Below are 20,517 nucleotides of genomic sequence, written 5' to 3'. Positions count from 1 at the left end.
CTCACACAGCGGGCAAATCATAGGATAATTTGGCTCCATTGACTTTGACATAACCACGAGACATTAAGCCTTGATATACCGCTTCAATATCAGCAGCTAAGGTGTCTTTGCCGCATTTTGCATGAATCGTGCTCATCAAAGTTTTTGGTGTGCGCGGTTTTGATGCCTTGCGCTTGATCAGATCTTCCACTGTCATGTTAATTAATTCTGTAACGGATGACCTGTTAGAGGATATTTTTTGATCGATTGCGGGTGTATTGTTATTGATGTTATGACCATTCATTGTTGCTGGAGCAAAACAAGGTAATTGCTCGATGGATGGTGACCGTGCAGCGAGAATCTTATTCATCTTCATATGCCTGATCAATGGATCGAAACCAGTATCCTTGGAAACAATGTGAAAAAAACCAGTGGGATCATTTGCGGCTAGAAGGCCCAAGTAATAAGCAATGTGGAAATCAAGCGCATTGACTCCAGGTGTTTCAAGAATGATGTAATCTGCACGCTCTCCAAGTTTATGCATTGCCAGAACAAGTTCAACCGGGAGCTTTGTGTTGTTCGGGCCGAGGAATATTCGTACTTGAAACTGATCGCTTTTTAACAAAGCGAGAGATTTTGCTTGAACGTTTTCGTAGTCGATCAAAATATAGTTTGTTTTCAACATGGTCACCTGGTAAGAATTGCGATGAGAAGCCGTGGCGAAGTTAAGTCTATTTAGCGGCAACCTTGTTTTTATTCTTTATTTCGGTGGAAATTTTCTGGAGCGCTATTGAGAAATAGCGAGGCAGTACCAAGAAGATTACAAACCGGCATGCAAGCCCGGGATGCCGATGCGCTGGATGCGGATGGCGTTGTTGCCTTCTTCATACGCGAGCAAGCGGCCTTCCTGCTGCCACAGGCGGAACGCCAGCGAGTAGGCGAGCACCCGGATCGGGTAGTCGCGCGGCAGCGTTTGCAGATACGGTTGGATCGTGGTGAAATCGGTCGCGCCGTATTGTTGCATGATAAAGCGCAAGCCGCCGTTTGCGGGGCCGATGTTGTAGGCCAGCAATCCGAGAAAAAGATCGTCTTTCATTTCCGCTAGGTAGTGTTTAAACGTGGCGGCGGCGACAAAAGCGTTGTGGCGGGGATTGTCCAGCACAATTTTTTCCACATTGAGCCGCTTGCGTGCTTGCGCGATGACGACTTCTGGAACGCGGGTGATCTGAAACAATCCGCGTCCGCCGTCGTGGCTGTCGCGCGGAATAAAAGATGATTCGGTTGCGGCGATGCCGTGCAGCAGATGCGCGTCGATATCGAAAGACCGGGCTGCGTCTTCGATGGCTTGCCGGTATTCTTGCGCGCGGTTAACCATTTTTTGCAATTGCGCTGAGTCGTGGCGGCGGTAAGCCGCGTAAACCTGATGCGAAATCGTCACTCGTCCCGCTTCTTCCTTGCCGCCAACCAAGGTGCGGAAATTACCGTAAGCCAGCGAAAACTGGTCGTGCGTAACGAGCCAACCGGTCAGCAGGGCGAGCGACAAGGACAATACCGGCATGAAAAATTCCGAATAGCGCCGCAGCCATTGCCGCAGCTTCCACCAGCCGAGCAGAAAAACACTGGCGGCCAATATCAACACCAGCACACCAGCGGTGAACGGCAGCAAATGACCGAAAAAACTGGTGCCCGAGAACTGGCCCGCGGAGTAACCGAGCAGTAGGATGATGGCGCACACTGCAGCACTGCTTAAACCGAGGATTTCGATACCGGTCAGTAGTAATGTCTGCTGGAATTTACCCGGCTGGTTTCTTTGGGGGCGCTTTCTGGGCGGTTTGCCAGGGTCATTGCTATTGCGCGCAGCTGTGGTGCGTCTGCGCTTTGGTCTGGGTTTTACGTTAGCGGGTCTGGGGTTGCTGGCGCGGGTTGTTTTATCCATTGAAATGGGAGCTGAATGAAATGCACCGCATAGAGGCAATGGCTGAGATGAATTGGGCTACTGCTGGCATCGCCCCGTTGCGGGAGCGGGACGATGCAGCTTGCGCGAATGACTACCGTAACCGGTGGCTCACCCATAGGGATGCGGCAAACAGCAGCACCGCTCCGCCTTGATGCGATGCACCTAATGGAATCGGCACCGCATGGAGCAGCGTCGCGATGCCTAAGCTGATTTGTATCGCCAGCATCAGCAGGAAAAGGTTGCATGCCAGGCGTGTGGTTCCTTGCAGTTCCACGGTGCGTGATTTGAGCCAGAAAATCGGCACTGAGAAGGCCAGTATCCAGGCGATCAAGCGATGATCGAATTGCACCGTGGTGATGTTATCGAAAAAATTGCGGTACCACGGTTCAAGGATAAAAAGGTCGGGTGGAATCACATGTCCGTTCATCAGCGGGAAGGTGTTGTAGGCCAAGCCTGCGCGAATGCCGGCCACGAAACCGCCGGACAGCACCATGATAAAAATCAATGAAGAGAGACTGAAGGAAAATCGCCGCAGACCCTGCAATTTGTAATTGGCTGGGGAATATTCGCGGTGCGGCGACAGCAATCCCAAAGCGACCCAGAACATCGCGGCAAAAATGACAAAAGCCAGTCCTAAATGCGCGGTCAGGCGGTACTGGCTGACATGCGGATCGTTGACCAAACCGCTCATGACCATATACCAACCCATGAATCCTTGCAGACCACCCAATACGAATATCCCCGCGAGTTTGATGCCCAGCGGCCGGTCGATTTGCTTTTTCAGCAGAAAGTAAACAAACGGTACAAAAAATACCAGGCCGATCAACCGGCCGAGTACGCGGTGGAAGTATTCCCACCAGAAAATACTTTTGAATTCATCGACGCTCATGCCTTTGTTGACTTGCTGATACTGCGGTGTGGCGCGGTATTTTTCCAGCAACACATCCCAATCCTGTTGCGTGATGGGTGGCATGGTGCCGACGATCGGCTGCCATTCGACAATGGAAAGCCCGGAATCGGTCAAGCGCGTAACACCGCCGACCACTATCATGGCGAATACCAGGGCACAACAAATGAATAACCAGATTGCAATAGGTTTCTGCATAATCGTAAAAATTTAAATTATTTTTGAAATTGAATGGATACTCGGTATTGCTTGCTTTATTTGGCGCGCATCAAGCGTTGCTTGTCGCGCTCCCATTCCTTCTGTTTCTCGGATTCGCGCTTGTCGTGTTGTTTCTTGCCTTTGGCCAAGCCGATTTCCAGTTTGATCCTGCCCGCTTTATAGTGCATATCGAGGGGAACCAGCGTGTATCCGGCGCGCTCGACTTTGCCGATGAGCCGTTTGATTTCTTCCGCGTGCAATAACAACTTGCGGGTTCTGACCGGATCGGGATTGATATGCGTTGAAGCTGTCTTGAGCGGACTGATATGACTGCCAATTAAGTACAGTGCGCCGTTGCTGATAATAACATAAGCTTCTTTCAACTGAACCCGGCCATCGCGAATGGCCTTGACTTCCCACCCCTCCAGCACCATGCCCGTTTCGTACTTTTCTTCGATAAAATAATCGTGAAAGGCTTTTTTATTTTGTACTATACTCATGCAGGTATGAAATGGGTGGAAATCACTAGATTTCGTGTATTTTATCAGTTTTTCAGTATTACCTCATGATGCGGGGTGATTTACTTTTATGGCAGAAATAGAAAAATCAGTTTTGGTTGAATACTCGGCAAGTCAAATGTTCGCATTGGTCGATGATGTGGCGAAATATCCTGAATTTCTCCCGTGGTGCGGCGGTACCTCCGTCGATCCGCAAGACGAAGTAACGACGCATGCCACCGTCAAGATCGACTATCACCATATTCAGCACAGTTTTACCACCAAGAACAAACGCTTTCCGCCGGATTTGATCGAAATGAGTTTGCTCGATGGACCGTTTGAACACTTGGACGGCTACTGGCAATTTATCCCGCTGTCGGATAGCGCGTGCAAAATCAAATTCCGCTTGCATTACACCTTCTCGCACAGGATTCTTGAGAAACTGGTCGGACCGGTATTTCATATGATTGCCAACAGTTTTGTGGAACATTTCATCGAGCGGGCGGAAGTGATTTACGGCAAGCGGTGACGCCGCCGATGCAGATTGAAGTCGTCTACGCACTCCCGCATGTTCAAGTGCTGAAGAAACTCGATGTGCCGGTGGATTGTACGGTTGAGCAAGCGATACGGTGTTCCGGCATTTTGGATCAATTTCCGGAAATCGATCTGGCAAAAAGCAAATTGGGTATTTTCGGTAAATTAACCCAATTGCAAGCCATGCTGGAGCTGCATGACAGAATTGAAATTTACCGGCCTTTGATCATCGATCCGAAAGAAGCGAGAAGATTACGCGCCAAGAAAAATAACCGCTGACTTTCCCTAGCTCAATTTCAAGGGAGTAAAAATGATCCGCGCTGTATTGATACTGCTTGCAACGTGCCTGCTGCTTTCCCTTTCCGCTTGCGCGACCAAAAAACCGGAAAAGAAAACGCCTGATGCGGAAGACCGCACAAAAATCCTTACACCCTTTGAGCAACTGTCGCTCAAGTCCGACGCAAAAACGGTATTTGAAGATCAGGGCAAATTCATTCTGTTGGAAGGAAAAAAATGCATGCAGCGTGATAACGGGGTGGAACCGGTCACCCTGCTGCAATGGATTGAAATGCCGGATTACGTCGATAGCGGCACGGTCGTATTAAATGGCTGGGATTTGCGCTATCTGAACCAGGATCGCGAAGTCAACTCAATGCGGGCCGATATTACGCACAGCAAACTGGTTAAAAACACCGGTTCCACGGTTCTGGTATTCGAGGCAAAAGGCACACTGGAAGATCAGAGTCGCAAAGACGCTTTTGAATTTTGCGTGTTTTATACCGCATTTGGTTACCATTCCACGGCAATTGATGCCACGATAGAAGAAGATCACAACGGTGTCGAATCTTCGGTCGTGCAGCCTGCAAATCAAGGTGCGGTGGCCACGTTGGAAAATACCGGGCACAAAGGCATGTTAAGAAAATACGATGCGGTTGCCATCATCCCGCGCGGATTTGATTTCCAATATACCGATACCTTTGAATGCGAATGGCGGCTGTGGCCGTGCCAATGGTCGGATCGCGTGGACTATCGCCTGTTACAAGTGGCTTACAATTTATCGCAAGCTAGTGCGGCACCCAGTCTCGGCGGTACCCCGCAATGGGTGACGCAGACCATTTTCAAGGATAACAACACGCACACGCACCGCATCAAAACCCGTGCCGCCCAGATCCGCGGCCGCAGCGTCAAACTGCACGGAGATTTCCTGGCGCTGAATCCCCGTAGCGGAAAAGCGGGCACCTGCCGCAAAAGCGTCGACGGTGTGGTGCGCACCCAGACGGTTCGTATCAATGAGCTGCCTTACGACTATGCGATCCCGATGTTGACCGGCTGGGAGCTTGTCAACGAATGCGAACATCAACGGGTACAACGGGCAGGCATCTGGATTCACGACATCCGCTTCGATCCGCGAGCAAGCTATCTGGAATACAAAGTATCCTCCATCCTGCGCGACCAGGACGGCGCCCCCAGCTTCAACAGCGCACACCGCATCACCGTACTGGGACTCAACCGGTCGTCGTCTTTGGAAAAAAAACGGGCGCCTAAGTTTAAATTGAAACTCAGGGAAGATCGGTAGATTGCCCTTACTCGCTATTTCTGTTGCTTTAATCAGCGTTTGCTTTTATCAGTGAAGTAATGCCGATCTGATGAGTGCATGGGTGCCGGTTGCTTCTCACGGTTGCGCTACTTGGACGGTTACTTGATTGATCAAAAGGTATGTAAAGAGCTAAGGCAAACCGAAAGAAGCGCTGTGCCGACTTGATTTTCTGATACCCCGCGGTCTTGCCACGGGGGTGTTTATTGCAAATGGATGCGCCTGGGTTAGTCGTTAAGCTTAGCGATGTGATTGACAGCCTTCCCTCTCAACTTGCTGTAGCAATTGTGCTGCTATGTGCCCGTAACGTGCATTTTCCATGGCTTGCTTGAGCGCTTTGACAATGGGTTCCGGTTCTGTCAGCGGACAATAGTGCGTAATGAGCACAACCATTTCTTGTTTTGACAACCCAAGCACCCCTTCAAAAAAACACGGACTGCTCTTGGCCAGAATTTCATCGGTATCGGAGACAAGACCCTCGGCCATTTCTCCGTCGGTGCTGCCGGACCACAGGCGCAAGAAAAGCGTGACGTCGTTGAAATTTTCGCACTTCTTGGCCTTGGCTGCGGTGTGATGGTAAATTTTCCACCATTGCTCAGAATCTTCTTGATACACCTGCTGCGAATTTTTTACCAGGCATTCATAATCTGAAACTTCTGGGCATGTGTTTGATGCCGGGAGGGCAGGCATTGGCTGGATTAGAAGAATCAAGAGAAAAAAGTGAAGGAATCGCATGAGGTTAGCATCCCGATTCAGCGACGGGCTTTTCGCTGCTTCCGGTTGTTAAGCGATGATTAATAGTTTGTCTCATGCCGTCGCAGCTATAGATGCATCCTCCACAAAGGCATCGCTCATCATCATTTTGTAATGCGCACTATGTCCTGATTTGTCGAAAATCGCTCTGAAGACCTTCAGATAGGATTCCACCATTGTGTTATCAATTGAGACATACAAATCGTCGTGTGCGTAATGCGATCCGTCGTGCACCCATGAGCAGAGCGATTTGCAAATGATCCTCTCTTTACCTTCAAACATCGCACAGAGCTGGTCGAATTCAATGCCACCTAGAATTTTGAAGTAGTTTTCCAAAATGCGTCGCAGCGTGTTTTGAATGGCAAGATTGGAACGTTCAGGTTTACGAACCTCGGCCCACAGCAACTCGTAAGATGTTTTGATTGGATTGGTCGGGTGCTTGTCGAGCTTCGACACCAGTCCGGGCTTTCGCACGATCCAATACGTCCTTTCTTTTGGTGATACGCCCTTTTGCTTTGGGGAGTAAGTCACTTCCTTGTGGAAGTAGACGTTATGCGTGAGCACGAAGATCTGTTTGATGTGTCCGGTTCCAGCCCGCACCTCATCGAATAGTCCTTTTATGAGACTGCTGACGATAAAGAGGATGTCACTGTCGAGGCTCGAAACGGGGTCGTCGAAGACTACGATTCGGTCCGTGGACATCCCGACCTCTGACTCGCTACCCTTGAGCCGGTGGTAAAAGTACAGGAAGGTGACAAAGGTCTTCTCACCCTCACTCAAAGTCGCCTTGGCATCTGAACCATCTGAGCGTACCAACTTGTAAGATGTTCCACCTGTCGCTTTTGCGAGTTTGAAGCCTTGGAAGCCAAACGACGATAGCAGAATGTTTATACCATCAATCGTCGGCTGGACACTTGTGGTTTGTTTTTCCAGCTCACGAATCTCAGATGCCTTTTTCTCCTTATCCGTTGTTGCCGTTGTAATCTCTGTCGTCATTGCCGTGATGGCTTTTTCCAAGCCATCTTTCGCCTTCTTGAACGCAGCGAGATCGGTTTTTAGTTCCTCAAGAACGAATTTCCATATCTGTGCAGTCAGCGTTGTTTGCTCGGTCTCAAGGTTCGAGATCATTATGTTGTGTGCAGCAATTTGAGTGTTGGCCGCGTCAATCAGCCCCTCAATTGTCGTGCAGATGCCGCTCAGTGACTCTAACTCAATCACCTGACTTGCTTCCTTCTTCTTTCCGGCAAGGCGCTGATTGTTCAGTGTGATTTTTGCGTCAAGTAATTCCTTCTCTGCTTTCAGTTTCTCGACATCAAGGAACTTAGAAGGTAATGCAATGATTCCGGCAAGTTGTTGCTGAATCCGGACCGCTTCAGTGACGTAGTTCGTTGTTAGGTCATCAATCGCCTTGCTATCCTTCACAAAAGTCTCGTCAAAATACTCGCTCAAGCTTTGCGCAAAAGCATCAGTCGTCTCTTGTTGACAGAACGGACACGCGCCATCATTTACATCGTAGAATCCCCGGCCTTCTCGAACCCAGTCGCTGTTCCCGAGCCTCTTAATCATTGCAGCGATATCGACGTCTTCCTTGCCAATAACCCGCTTCTTCAGAATTGGGTCTGATTCATGTGCAAGAAGTTTGGTGATATCAATAACGGGAATTGATGCCTCTGTCGTGGGTATTGCCCCGAAAACACTTTCCGCTTTCTTCTCCAACTCTGCCAAGGTGAGGAGGATCGAGGTATTGGACGCGTACTCCTGAAGCACTTTGCTTTTGAATTTTTCCAAGCTGCTGCGATATCCCTTGAATCCGCCTTGCAGTCTCGCGTCATGCTTCTGTTTCTGCGCCCAACACTTATCCTTAAAACCCGCCTCTAGCGTCGCTAATTCTCCTTTCTTTCCACCATTTCCATCTGCGCCCTGCAATCCCTGAGTTAAATTTTCAATTTTAGTTGCCAGCGCGTCGAGTTCGCCTTTTGCTACTGAAATTTTTGCGAGCGTATCGAATTGCTTTTCATCCAAGGTGAACACTCCTTTTAACTCTACCGATTGGTTGAAATTCGCCTCGACGAAATCATGGTTGTAAACCAGCGGCTGGAGTTTCGTCCCCGCTTTCCATGTGACGTTGCAGGTTGGGAACTTCATTTCATCCGCAATCACTCGGCTGATTGTTGTTTTCCCTGTGCCATTTGAGCCGAAAAAGAAATTGAATTTAGAAAGCCCGTTGAGCTGCTCGGGCGTTTTGGCATAGGTTGCAACACTGGAAATGGTGATGGATTCAATCATGGACTGCGTCTCCCTCGAGCTTGGTATTTGCTTCGCCTAACGTAATATATAAAACACTCTGTCCAATGATCTTGTCGATAATGTCGTATAAACACGGAGAAAATCATTTATCAGCATGTATTTTGAGTGAATTAATAAATTTACTAAAGCAGCTGATATCAGAAAACATGGTTCAATGCGATCGGCTAAAAAATTGCAAGCACGTTTGTTTAAACATGAAAAGACTAATCTTTCTATAAGGTAACACTCTATTATTTTTGCTGCCGAACTTCATCCGGCGGCTCGATTGCTGCTTCGACAATCGAAGCGATCCAGAGTCAGCAATTAGGTTGCTACCGCTCCACCAACACCACTTCAGCCACCATCACCGCATCATCCCTTCGATACCGCAATTCCACTTTCTCCCCCGCTTTCAATGTACGCAATATCGCTGCATACGATGCCAAGTCGCTGACCGGTTGTCCGGCCAGTTGAATCAGAATGTCGCCTTGTTGCAGTCCGGCTTGTTGTGCCGGAGAACCGGGGAGGGTGTTGTCGATGCGCACGCCTTCGCCTTGGTAGGAGAAATCCGGAACAGTACCGAGGCTGGCGGTGCGTTTTTCTTTGCGTTCAGGGGGTTCGACGGGCGAGGGGGCTGACGATAGCGTGACCGTCAGCGGTTCGATGCGGTTGGCGAGGTATTCGGTGGCTTCTTTCAGGATCGCGGCGACTTTGACCAGTCCGGCGGAGTCGATTTTATCGACGGTGTCGCCGGGGGCGTGGTAGTCCTCGTGCGCGCTGGCGAAGAATTGCACCGCCGGGATACCGGCCTGGATGAAAGTGGCCTGATCGCTGGAGCCGAAGTCGTCTTGCACGGCGTTGACCGGAATGCCGGTGACGAAGCTTGCGCCACGGAAAATATGCACCAATTCGCGCGCGCTGCCGGTGCCAAATACCGTGATCGGATTGTTTTCCAGCCGCCCGACGGTGTCCAGATTCAACATCGCGATGATCTTTTCAGTGGGGTAATGCTTGTCAGCGCGGGTGTAATGCCTGGAGCCGAGCAAATTGGCTTCTTCGCCGGTGAATGCGACGAAAATGACGGTGCGTTCCGGTTGCCATTTCGGCACAATCTGGCGGGCGAGTTCCAGCATCACGGCAATGCCGCTGGCATTGTCGTCCGCGCCGTGATGGATTTTGCCCTGATGTGCGGCACGCACGTCCGGCCAGCCGGTGCCGAGGTGGTCGTAATGCGCGCCGATCACCAGACTTTGCCCGGCGAGTTGCGGGTTGGTGCCCGGCAGAATGCCGACGACGTTACGTAACGTGATATTGCCTTTCGGCAGGCCGACATCCTGTTGCCAGGTTTGGAAAAAACTATTGTCGTCACCGCCGGGCAGCAGGCCGATTTGTTGAAACTGCTTGGCGATATACGTGGCCGCATCGTCCAGCTCCGGCGTGCCGAGCTCGCGTCCCTTATAAGATTCGTGCGACAGATGCGTGATGTCATCCATCATGCGGCTCTCGGAAAAAACCGGTGGCAGTTCCGCCAGCGCGCGGCGCGGTTTGGTGATACCGGTATGCGCCGTGCGGATAACATGGCCGTCTTTCTGCTTGACCCACTGCGTGAGCGGCGATTGCGTGATTGGCCATTGCCCCTTGCCGATATTGGTCAAGTCGTTGCCTTTGAACACCAGATAGCTGTATTTGCGGTAGTGCGGCAATTTGTTGGCGAGTTCGGCAATCGCTTTCGGATGATCGGCGGCGACCCATAACAGCGTTTTGTCGGGATTGGATGGCTGCCGGGCGGTCAACACCACCGCATGGCCATCTTGCGGATACGTTTTATGATCCAATTTCAGTTGTTTGGATTGATACGAGACACCGCGATCCGCCAAGGCTTTTAAAGCCGCATCGGCAAATCTGTTCTGCCACCCCATAATCCAGACAGTGCGATCCTCGGGTAGCGTTTTCAATTGATCGTCGGTGAGGACTTCCAGCGGGCTCGATTGGGTTTTCTGCCAATTCGCCGCCAACGCGCGATACGCTTCCAAAACGGATTTATCCGCACGCGCAGGCAGAACCAGCAACGGTTTTTCCGCGCCGAAACCCTGCGACAAGGCCGATGGAATCTCACGGCTATCCAAACGGCGGAACACGTCGAAATGGGGATCGAGGTCGATACGCACCGGGCGGTTGGCGAACGTCATCTCGACCGTTTGCTTGGCTTGCTCGACGACGATATGCGATTCCACCGCCATGTCCTCGCCTTCCAGTGTGACGGAAACCGGCACCTTTAAGTGATAAGGTTCACCCGGCTGGGTTTGTTCGACTGTCAACGTGAGTTTGAATCCATCCGCGGTGCGTTCGGTTTCCGCGCTGCGCAGCACTAGATCCGGTGCGCCGGTGCGCTGCACCCATTGCTCGAAGCGTTGCGCCAGATCCTTGCCGGTGCTAGCGTTAAACGTGGCGAGCAAGTCGGAAAATGTCGCTTGCTGGAATTTGAGTTGCTGATAAAAGCGCCGCAGCGCTTTGGTGAACGCATCGTCACCGAGTTCCTGCCGCAACATGTGGAAGAACATCATGGTTTTGCCATAACCGACGGCTTCCGAGCTGGCGCTGTGGCGCGACACGAAACGGATAATCGGAAAATCCTTCTCCTTGCCGACGAAATCCGCGTATTTTTGCAGTACATCGCGGCGGTATTCCTCACCTTTGCCGCGTTGCTCGTTCACCAGATGATCCGCGAGGTAGGCGGTCAAGCCTTCCGCCCAGTTGCCTTTGGCGTAATCGACGAACACGCCGTTGCCCCAGTAGTTATGCAGAATTTCATGCGGGTAAGACGAGTGCAAAATGAACGGCAGGCGGATCACCTTGGAGCCGAGCAGCGTGAACGACGGCATGCCGTAACCGCTCTCCCAGAAATTCTCGACCAGCGCGAATTTGCTGTAAGGGTAGGGGCCGATCAGCTTGTTGTACATGGCGATGTATTGCGCCGTGGCGTCGAGGTATTTTTGCGCCAGCGGTTGATCGGCGCTGCGCAGATACACTATCGCGTTGACCGCACCGGCGGATTGCGTGTAGCGCTGGAATTTCGCGGCGATCAGATAAATATCGTCCTGCGGTTGTTTTTCCTCCCAAACCACGTTTTGTGCCGCGCTGGTTTTGTTCTCGCGCAGCAAAGTCCCTTGACTGACCACATCCCAATCGAGGGGCGTTTGAATGTCCAGCTGAAATGACACCAGCGCATCGCCAAACTGCGGATACCACGCGCTGGCGCTGGCCAGAAACACACCTTCCGGCGAAATCACTCCCGGCGTCGAACCGAAGCTACGCGAATATTCCTGCCCCGGCCCTTGCACCGCATGATGGATCTGGCCGCCATATTGCAGCGTGAAGGCATCCTGCCCGGGCGGTACGGTCACCGTGTAATGCCGGATCGAAATCGGCCGGGATTTTAACGCAACTTCATTTTCTTCCGCCTGAATTGCAGCCCCTTGAACATCCGTGATCGATAAACCAGCATGCAAAAAGAATTCGAGTTGTACGGGTTCTTTGGTATTGCGCATGTGCTCCGGGATTTGAATCCGGTCTTTGACGCGGATTCCGGAAGTGTTTGGCGATAGTTGAATTTCCATATGATGATGGAAGGTTTCGTTATTTGCCGTGGCAACCGGGCTGAAACAGAGGAAGAAGACAAGTACAAAAAAGGCTACGCTAAGGTTTAATGATTTTTGCATTTTGTAAGGAGATTGAACGGATTCTGATGATTATTGGGCATTCCACGCTATTTGCAGCGCAGTGTGATTTTGCTCACTGCATGTTTAGCATCATATCAAACATCATAGGTATGTTGAGACAACTCACATGCCATGGGCATAATGCCAGGGGTATGACATTTAGCTAAATAATCGATAGCGAGCGAAGAATGATGGGAAACGACAATAATCAAGATTCCAAGAATGGCCTGATTACGATACTGCTATTCATCATGCTCGCGACCGGTACGCTGATTGATCCTTTAACCAGCTCACGGCCATTTGACCCGCTCAATAAAAAATTGTCATTAATGGATGAACGGAAGATTGATGCTCGGCTCTGGCAAGACCCGATCGCAGTAACCGAGCAATTTCTTAATAACAATAAAGAAGCAAAGCAAAATGACAATGGTAATTATTGTCCGATTGAAGAGTTTACTGATCGTATTAAACGGGAAGTTGATGACAAAACTAATCTAAAAGTAATTGCGGTAAGCGTGTTTGGCAGTTCTTATTCCGAGCGAGTTGAGTATCGGCTTCGCTATCGCTATGCGGTGGTGTCTGCGCTTGGCTCAAGTGGATATGCACCTCAAGATAATGAGCATATTGAACATTTTGATCTAAATTTCAATGACAAAGATAAAGAGGGTAATATAAGGATTACTTTACCTTATGAATGGTACGAGCCGAACTCCCAATTAAAAAAAGAAAAAGAAAAAGAAAAAGAAAAAGAAAAAGTACTGGTTATATGGTTGAACGAAGACAGGATTCCGGCGGGGAAATATCGGAATTTTATTGATTTGCTATATCAAGCATTGGAGAAAAACAAACTAGGAGCTAAAGAATCCAGTTTCTCGTTAATTGGACCAACCAATACGTCTTTATTGGTGGAGTTGATGAATAGCAAACCGATCGAGAAAAATGCACAATCGTTCAGAATTTTTTCACCAGGCGCAACGATCTCAGACGATGACTTGTTGAAAAAAATTAAAGATGACTTTGACGAAGATTGTAAAGAGTCAAAGAATAAAAAAATTCAATGCATGCTGGATAATCGCACGATTGTGCGTACGATTGGACAAGACGAAAATCTAGCAAAAGCGCTTCTTTGGGAATTGGAACAACGGGATGTTAATCGTAAGATTCCTATAATTAAAGAAGACTGTAAGGATCAACTGGTACTCATTAGCGAGCAAGACTCGCTGTATGCTAGAAGTCTTGTCGATCATTTTTCTTCCATTTTAGGAAAACGATGTGAAGGAGGAAAAAAACTGATCAACAATTTTACTTATTTGCGCGGCTTGGACGGAAAGCTGCCTGAATTCGATGAATCGAATAAAAAATCGCAAAGTGAAAAAAATACCAAAGAACAAAAAAATATTTTGATGCAACTGGATGATGCTTCGCCCGAGCATGCCGAAGGCCGCAATCAATTCGATTATTTAAGGAGATTGGTCGACAAAATCGAGCTATTGGATTCCGCCAATGGGGATAGAGGCCAGATCAAGGCAATCGGAATCATCGGGACCGATGTTTACGACAAGCTTCTGATTCTGCATGCATTAAAAGATAGTTTTAAGCATAAAATTTTCTTCACGACGGATCTGGATGCACGTTTTCTGCATAAGGATCAATCTGCATGGGCAAGAAATTTAGTAATCGCTAGCAATTTTGATTTTTCGCTGCATCCAGAATTGCAAGATACGGTAATGCCTTTTAGAGATAGTTATCAGACTTCGACATATCTTGCGACATTAGTAGCTCTAGATCCGGGGGTGATTAATAAAGTGGATAATTGGGTGGATCCTTGGAGGATTCGCTATAACAGCATGTTTTTAGATTATAAATTAAATGCATTATTAGCTCCTCAAATATTTGAGATTGGAAGAACACGAGCTATTCATTTGGCATCACCTACTAATGAATTTCTCGATAAGTGGATAAAGAACCCTTCTCCAAAATTTACTGAGTCTAATGAACTGAATCACAGCAATTGTTCAGCCAATAAATTCGAAGAATGTAAAACAATTGAACCGGATCGCACTAAGCGGATTGACCGGGAAGTTATCTGCGTTACTTTAATATTGCTTCTTTTTGTTGCTCATATTTCTTGGAGGTTCTTTAAAGAAACACTGATTAATTCAACGAATGGGATGAAGAACGAGGCGCACGGAACGCAACAACCTTTAAATTTTGACATGGTAGATGATGGTGCGAGTGCCGCACAACGAGGTGATTCGCTCGTGCAGTCAGTCGACCGGAAAGATACCAAGCCAGTTCATATTGTCTATATATTGCTTCTTGTTTCTACCTTATTGTTTCTTCTGCTTTTCCTAATCTATGAAGATAATTATCCAACTCATACCTACGGGGAACCATTTTTGTTGTTTGAAGGAGTCAGTGTCTGGCCCAATCTGGTTATCAGATTCGCGGGAATTATGATGATGATTCTTCTCTTTATATGTCATTTTCGTCCTGATAGGGAAGGAGAGATCGAGGCCATCGAGAAAAAATATGAGCTATGTAAAACAACTTGCTCACGTAGCTGGCAGGAAGCTGTTTGGAAAGGCCCATTTCTAAATCTTACTGAGGGAAAAAGCACTCGTATTACTTATTTATGGTCCGAATACAAAAAAGTAATGCAATTTAAGGAATCAAGAGGATATCTTTGGGTTTTTCTGACTAGTTTAATTTCTCTGGCATTGACCTTATATGCTTTTTGGGAGTTGGGTTACTTAAACTTTCCTGCGCGCGGAGTTATTACATTATATGGGCACTATTTTCTTGTAACGCTTCAGTTTTTCTTGTTGTGGGGCTTGATTTTTTGGGTTGCATACGAAGCAATTGCTTGCAAGCAGCTTATTGAAGGCATCGAATTGGACCAAACTAATTCAAATAAAACAGTATGGTCACCGGAAGTGCGCAAACAACAATCAGTAATGACGGGGCTTCCAATAGACAAGCTAAATCCCTATTTACACTTTGTACTGATTACCAAGCTGGTAAAAAGTATCAATAATCTGATTTATCTGCCATTTATTTTAATGCTGATCATAGCGATTGGCCGCAGTAATCTCTTTGACAATCTGGGTTTCTCACCGGCTTTAATCGTTGTGTATCTCCTGGCATCCGTATATCTAATTACTATTTTGTATTTACTGAGAAAAAGCGCTGAGAAGCAGTGTGGAATGGTAGTGCAATACTATGAAGACTACCGGATGCGCTTGGTAGCAATGTCATCCAGTAAATTAAGCAAAGCAGATAACTTACTGACCGAGATTCGCAATGCCAAGCAAAGCACTTTTTTACCAATCGTGCAGCGGCCCGCATTACTTGCGTTGTTACTGCCCGGTGGTGGTATCGGCTTAACAAGCATCATCGAATACTTGTACAATTGAGACCAAATCTTGTGAAACACAAGATATTTAAATTATTTTTAAGGGTTTTGATATTAAATGAAAATGTGTGCTGACAAACCGGATTATTTACAATCCGCGATCAAGTTTTCCCCGGTATTATTTTTCTTGGCAGCGTTGAATGCTAATGCCACCGATTTCATCACCGGCGAACAGCAACTTTCCGTCAAGGAAAAACGCGCCGGTGAAGCGTATTACCGGGCGGATTCCAAATGGATGATTTATCAGGCGGAAGTCGCTGATGATAATCCGTTTTACCAAATTTTCTTGAAGAATATCGAATCCGGTGCAGTAACGCAGGTGTCGCCGGGTACCGGCAAAACCACGTGCGCGTGGGTGCATCCAGCGCAGGAAAAAGTATTGTTTTCGTCAACGCATGATGACAAGGAAGCCAAAGCCAAAATGGCGGCCGAGATCGAGCGCCGTAATGCGGGCGAACAGAAGTCGTACGCTTGGGATTACGACGAGTTCTACGATATTTACGAAACCGGTTTCGATGGCAAAAACATACGGAATCTAACCAACACCCTGGGTTACGATGCAGAAGCATCGTGGTCGCCGGACGGTAAGCTGATCGCGTTTGCTTCCAACCGCCGCGCCTACAGCGGTGAGTTAACCGAAGAGGAAGCCGCTTTGTTCAAAGCCAATCCGGCGTCGATGATCGATATCTACATCATGGATGCGGACGGTTCCAATGTGAAAAGGCTGACACAGACAAAAAGCTACGACGGCGGGCCGTTTTTCAGCCCGGATGGCAAACGCATCGTGTGGCGGCGTTTTTCGGATAATGGCCGGGAAGCGGAAATCTTCACGATGAATATCGACGGTACCGATCAAAAACAAATCACGCGCCTGAATGCGATGTCGTGGGCGCCTTTTTACCATCCTTCCGGAAAATACGTCATTTTCGCGACCAATTTGCACGGCCACCGCAATTTTGAGCTGTACATCGTCGACACCGATGGTCAGAAAGCGCCAGTGCGCGTGACCGATAAGGAAGGTTTTGACGGTTTACCGGTATTTACGCCGGATGGTAATTACATCACCTGGACCAGCGACCGGACACCGGGTAAGAAGGGATTGTTATTCCATGGCAAGTGGGATCATCAAAAAGCGCTGGAAAGTTTATCGCTGAAGTAGCTGAAGTAAGTCAATTTTTTGCAGGAAAGAGAAGCGCTGGTGAATGATAGAAAAGCCAGCGCTTTTTATTTATCCGGATTTGCGGGATCGGAAAAAAACTTTTCCTTGCGCTTTTGCTCGTCAAAATACAGCGGTTCATTGGGTTCGAGTTGATTGCCCAGTTTCTGGATTTGCTGCCAGATGTCGGGAAATTCGCCCAGCCGCTTGAAGCGGCGGGCATTTTTCTTGAAATCTCTTTTGTTGTTGGCCTTGTACAACAATTCGAATAGCAGCAACCATCCCGGAATGTCCTGTTTGTTTTTAGCGAGCTGTTTTTGCAGCAATTGAATGGCGCCTTCCGGGTTTTCCTGCTCGATCAGCGTGCGTGCCTCGGATACCAATTGTCCTGGTGGTTCGGGCGGATTCTGCGGTGATCCGGTTTTTTTATCGTCACTGCGGCGCAGCAGCAGTGCTTCGTATTGATGCCGCTCGGATGGATCGAACGGTAGCGCTGCGTCGCGGGATTTTGCAAGTCTTTCCTTGATTCTTTGATAGTTGCGTACGATCAGGAAAATAATCAGCAGTGTCAGCAGAATTCCGAGAAGAAATGCATTATCCAATAGCAGGGCGGATTCCGGCGCAGCTGGATTGGTTTCAACCGGCACAATTGGATTGGCAGGTTGTGGCGTGTTGGCGGGTGATTGCGGCGCTGTGACGATATTCTCCGCGGATTGCACACTGCTATCAGCAGGCGGTGCCGCAACTGCTTCCTGGGAAGGGTGCGTCATTTCTTCCGGAGGGATAGGCGCTGCACTCTCGCTGCGGCGCTCGTTGCTGCTTGCTGGAACATGGGCCATGAGTATGGCTTGCATCGCAGTGATCTGCTTTTCAATGGACTCGATGCGCTTTAACAGAATATTGAGTTCGTTGGTTTCATTTTCAGCAATTTGTTCCAATTGCGCGATCAGTTGCAATGCTTCGTTCAAGCCCGATGTTGCGTTGTCTGGAGCTGATGCTTGCGGTTGACGCTTATTCGCGTTGTGGCTTGCGTTGGATGGATGCGTTTTAGTTGCCGGTTTTGCATACTTGCCGATGGTTCTTAAATCCGGGATGTGAATCACGGTTCCAGCCGGTATGAGGCGATAGGTCCCATCGGGAAAGTGCTCGGGATTTGTGCGGATAACCGCACGAACAAATGCGTCGCGTGCAACCGCATCGTGTGGAAACATTAAATGACCGATCTGAGGAATATCTTCCCCTGGCAGGATTTGCCACTGCATTCCCGGTCTGACTGCGTTATCGGAAGGATTTCCGGTTTTCTGCTGAGCAGTGTGATCGCGTTCTGAATGTGAAACAGGTACTTCAGCCGAAATCGAAGTACCTGTCAAAAAGAGAAGAATGACAATGAATAGTTTGCCGCGGGATACAATCATCTAGTTCAAGAAGGTTTTCTATTTACAGTAAGTTGCAATCGTCTTGTTGGCATCGGCAATTTTTCTTTGCCGCAAATCATCATCCACATAAACCATACCACCGGCGCCATCGGGAACGGTGAGGCGCGGCGAATCGGTGTACATTTTAAGCTGAGTTTGGGCGTCTATACATTTTTTTTTGCTTTCTTCGGATTTGGCTTGCTGTTTGGTTTCTTCTTCTCTTCTGAGTTGCCGCCGTTTGTCAAATTCTTCTCTGTCTTCGGATAAATTCCTGGGGCTGTTTTGATTTCCTGCGACCGGCGCGGATTTGATATTTAATCGTTGCTCGTTCTGAGCAGCATCCGGCGGAGGTGGTTGATCGGTGTATTGTGTTTTGCCGTTTTTATCGACCCATTTATAAATCTGCGCATTGGCGTTGATGCTCATTAACAGAATGATCACTGTAAATACAAAAATTCTCATAGCGTGCTCCAGAACATGAATAATCTGAAATACATCGGTTTCGTATTTATGCAACTTAAAGATTTTTCGCATTAAATCATATCTACTGCAAATATGTTGTGTTCTTAGTTGATTTGGCGCGAAATTCATAGCTGAATTTGGCTATAATGTCGCTTTGCCAAGGATTGTTATCATGCAATTGATTCAAAAAGCACTGACCTTTGATGATGTTCTGTTAATCCCAGCCCACTCGACGGTTTTGCCGCGTGATGTCAGCCTGGCAACGCAATTGACGCGTACCATCACACTCAATCTCCCGGTGCTGTCGGCGGCCATGGATACGGTGACCGAAGCGCCGCTGGCGATTGCCTTGGCGCAGGAAGGCGGCATCGGTATCATCCATAAAAATATGACGATCGAAGCGCAAGCCGCGCATGTCGCGCAAGTCAAACGTTTCGAGAGCGGTGTGGTTAAGGATCCGGTGACCATCCATCAAAATATGACCGTGCGGGAAGTACTGGAACTGATACGCCAGCACAAAATCTCCAGTTTGCCGGTTGTGAACGGTAAAAAAGTCGTCGGTATCGTCACCAACCGGGATTTGCGTTTTGAGACCAATCTCGATCAGACGATCAAACATATCATGACGCCGAAAAGCCGGTTAGTGACAGTCAAGGAAGATACGTCGCGTGAGGCGGTGCTGGCGCTGCTGCACAAACACCGGCTGGAACGCGTGCTGGTGGTCAACGATCAGTTCGAGCTGTGCGGATTGATTACCGTGAAGGACATCATTAAAACGTCGGAATATCCGCTGGCGTGCAAGGATGAACAGGAGAGGTTGCGGGTCGGGGCGGCGATCGGCGTCGGGGAGGGCAGCGAAGAACGTGCCGTTGCATTGGCGGAAGCCGGTGCCGATGTGATTGTCGTTGACACGGCGCATGGTCACTCGCAAAGCGTGCTGGACCGTATCGCGTGGGTCAAAAAGAATTTGCCGTCGGTGCAAGTCATTGGCGGAAACGTGGCCACGGCAGCTGCCGCGAGAGCGCTGGTCGATCATGGCGCGGATGCGGTGAAAGTGGGTATCGGCCCCGGTTCCATTTGCACCACGCGTATCGTCGCAGGTGTCGGGATTCCGCAGGTCACCGCGATTCATAACGTTTCCGAAGCGTTAAAAGGGAGCGGTGTGCCGATGATTGCCGATGGCGGTATCCGCTATTCCGGCGATATCGCCAAAGCACTGGCGGCGGGAGCGAATACCGTGATGCTCGGCGGATTGTTCGCTGGCACGACCGAAGCGCCGGGTGAGATTGAGTTGTTTCAAGGGCGTTCGTACAAAAGCTACCGCGGCATGGGCTCGCTTTCCGCCATGCAGCAGGGATCAAGCGATCGCTATTTCCAGGATAAAGAACAGAAAAACAACGACAAACTGGTTCCCGAAGGTGTGGAAGGCCGGGTGCCATTCAAGGGCAGCATTTCTGCCGTAATCCATCAGTTGATGGGGGGCGTGCGTTCGAGCATGGGCTATCTGGGTTGTGAAACCATCGCCGCGATGCACGAAAAAGCCGAGTTTGTCGAAATCACCTCAGCCGGTATCCGTGAATCGCATGTGCACGATGTGCAGATCACCAAAGAAGCGCCTAACTACCACGTCAAATAAGAATTCTCT

General features: G+C 49.0%; 15 protein-coding genes. 6 read left to right on the top strand and 9 right to left on the bottom strand.

Annotated features, from left to right (window positions below):
- Position 1 precedes the first annotated feature (1 nt).
- The 4 genes from R2103_RS08540 to smpB form a co-directional block, all read right to left on the bottom strand.
- Entirely contained in the window at positions 2-664 is a 663-nt protein-coding gene (locus R2103_RS08540) for a PIN domain-containing protein (protein ID WP_317531034.1), read from the bottom strand.
- Between the two features lie 135 nt (positions 665-799).
- Positions 800-1,915 carry a lytic transglycosylase domain-containing protein gene (locus R2103_RS08535; RefSeq protein ID WP_317531033.1) on the bottom strand — a complete coding sequence of 372 codons (1,116 nt, stop codon included), beginning with the start codon at positions 1,913-1,915 and terminating at the stop codon, positions 800-802.
- A 112-nt stretch (positions 1,916-2,027) separates the two neighbouring features.
- Positions 2,028-3,041 (bottom strand): COX15/CtaA family protein, encoded by a 1,014-nt coding sequence (locus R2103_RS08530; protein WP_317531032.1) that lies wholly within the window; start codon positions 3,039-3,041, stop codon positions 2,028-2,030.
- A 56-nt stretch (positions 3,042-3,097) separates the two neighbouring features.
- The gene (gene smpB / locus R2103_RS08525) at positions 3,098-3,541 is read right to left on the bottom strand and encodes an SsrA-binding protein SmpB (RefSeq protein WP_107803800.1); all 444 of its coding nucleotides are present in this window, start codon (positions 3,539-3,541) and stop codon (positions 3,098-3,100) included.
- Positions 3,542-3,629: 88 nt separating this feature from the next.
- Between smpB and R2103_RS08520 the strand changes: the two genes are divergently transcribed.
- The 3 genes from R2103_RS08520 to R2103_RS08510 are packed head-to-tail and all read left to right on the top strand — an operon-like array spanning position 3,630 to position 5,648.
- Positions 3,630-4,067 (top strand): type II toxin-antitoxin system RatA family toxin, encoded by a 438-nt coding sequence (locus tag R2103_RS08520; protein ID WP_107803799.1) that lies wholly within the window; start codon positions 3,630-3,632, stop codon positions 4,065-4,067.
- A gap of 8 nt (positions 4,068-4,075) precedes the next feature.
- Positions 4,076-4,351, top strand: a complete 276-nt coding sequence (locus tag R2103_RS08515) for an RnfH family protein (protein WP_317531031.1) — start codon at positions 4,076-4,078, stop codon at positions 4,349-4,351.
- Between the two features lie 31 nt (positions 4,352-4,382).
- Positions 4,383-5,648 carry a hypothetical protein gene (locus R2103_RS08510; RefSeq protein ID WP_317531030.1) on the top strand — a complete coding sequence of 422 codons (1,266 nt, stop codon included), beginning with the start codon at positions 4,383-4,385 and terminating at the stop codon, positions 5,646-5,648.
- A 258-nt stretch (positions 5,649-5,906) separates the two neighbouring features.
- Here the strand turns inward: R2103_RS08510 and R2103_RS08505 are convergent, their stop codons facing one another.
- The 3 genes from R2103_RS08505 to R2103_RS08495 form a co-directional block, all read right to left on the bottom strand.
- A complete protein-coding gene (locus R2103_RS08505; protein ID WP_317531029.1) occupies positions 5,907-6,281 on the bottom strand; it encodes a hypothetical protein in 375 nt (124 codons plus the stop codon).
- A gap of 192 nt (positions 6,282-6,473) precedes the next feature.
- Entirely contained in the window at positions 6,474-8,705 is a 2,232-nt protein-coding gene (locus tag R2103_RS08500; RefSeq protein WP_317531028.1) for an AAA family ATPase, read from the bottom strand.
- Between the two features lie 332 nt (positions 8,706-9,037).
- Positions 9,038-12,322: a M20/M25/M40 family metallo-hydrolase gene (locus R2103_RS08495; RefSeq protein WP_317531027.1), complete on the bottom strand. Its 3,285-nt coding sequence runs from the start codon at positions 12,320-12,322 to the stop codon at positions 9,038-9,040.
- Positions 12,323-12,612: 290 nt separating this feature from the next.
- On the opposite strand from R2103_RS08495, the gene R2103_RS08490 reads away from it, so the two are divergent.
- Entirely contained in the window at positions 12,613-15,840 is a 3,228-nt protein-coding gene (locus R2103_RS08490; protein WP_317531026.1) for a hypothetical protein, read from the top strand.
- A gap of 57 nt (positions 15,841-15,897) precedes the next feature.
- A complete protein-coding gene (locus R2103_RS08485; RefSeq protein WP_317531025.1) occupies positions 15,898-16,998 on the top strand; it encodes a biopolymer transporter Tol in 1,101 nt (366 codons plus the stop codon).
- Positions 16,999-17,063: 65 nt separating this feature from the next.
- Here the strand turns inward: R2103_RS08485 and R2103_RS08480 are convergent, their stop codons facing one another.
- Both R2103_RS08480 and R2103_RS08475 read right to left on the bottom strand, forming a co-directional pair.
- Positions 17,064-18,410, bottom strand: coding sequence for a hypothetical protein (locus R2103_RS08480; protein ID WP_317531024.1), 1,347 nt, complete (start codon positions 18,408-18,410; stop codon positions 17,064-17,066).
- 18 nt (positions 18,411-18,428) lie between these two features.
- Complete coding sequence (locus tag R2103_RS08475) at positions 18,429-18,872, bottom strand: DUF4124 domain-containing protein (RefSeq protein ID WP_317531023.1); 444 nt, start codon at positions 18,870-18,872, stop codon at positions 18,429-18,431.
- Positions 18,873-19,044: 172 nt separating this feature from the next.
- On the opposite strand from R2103_RS08475, the gene guaB reads away from it, so the two are divergent.
- On the top strand, positions 19,045-20,508 hold the full coding sequence (guaB, locus tag R2103_RS08470) for an IMP dehydrogenase (RefSeq protein WP_317531022.1): 1,464 nt from the start codon (positions 19,045-19,047) through the stop codon (positions 20,506-20,508).
- The last annotated feature ends 9 nt before the right edge of the window (positions 20,509-20,517 follow it).

It is taken from the genome of Nitrosomonas sp. Is24 (assembly GCF_033063335.1).
In the GTDB taxonomy this organism is placed as follows: domain Bacteria; phylum Pseudomonadota; class Gammaproteobacteria; order Burkholderiales; family Nitrosomonadaceae; genus Nitrosomonas.
This window is presented reverse-complemented; position numbering and strand designations above follow the sequence as displayed.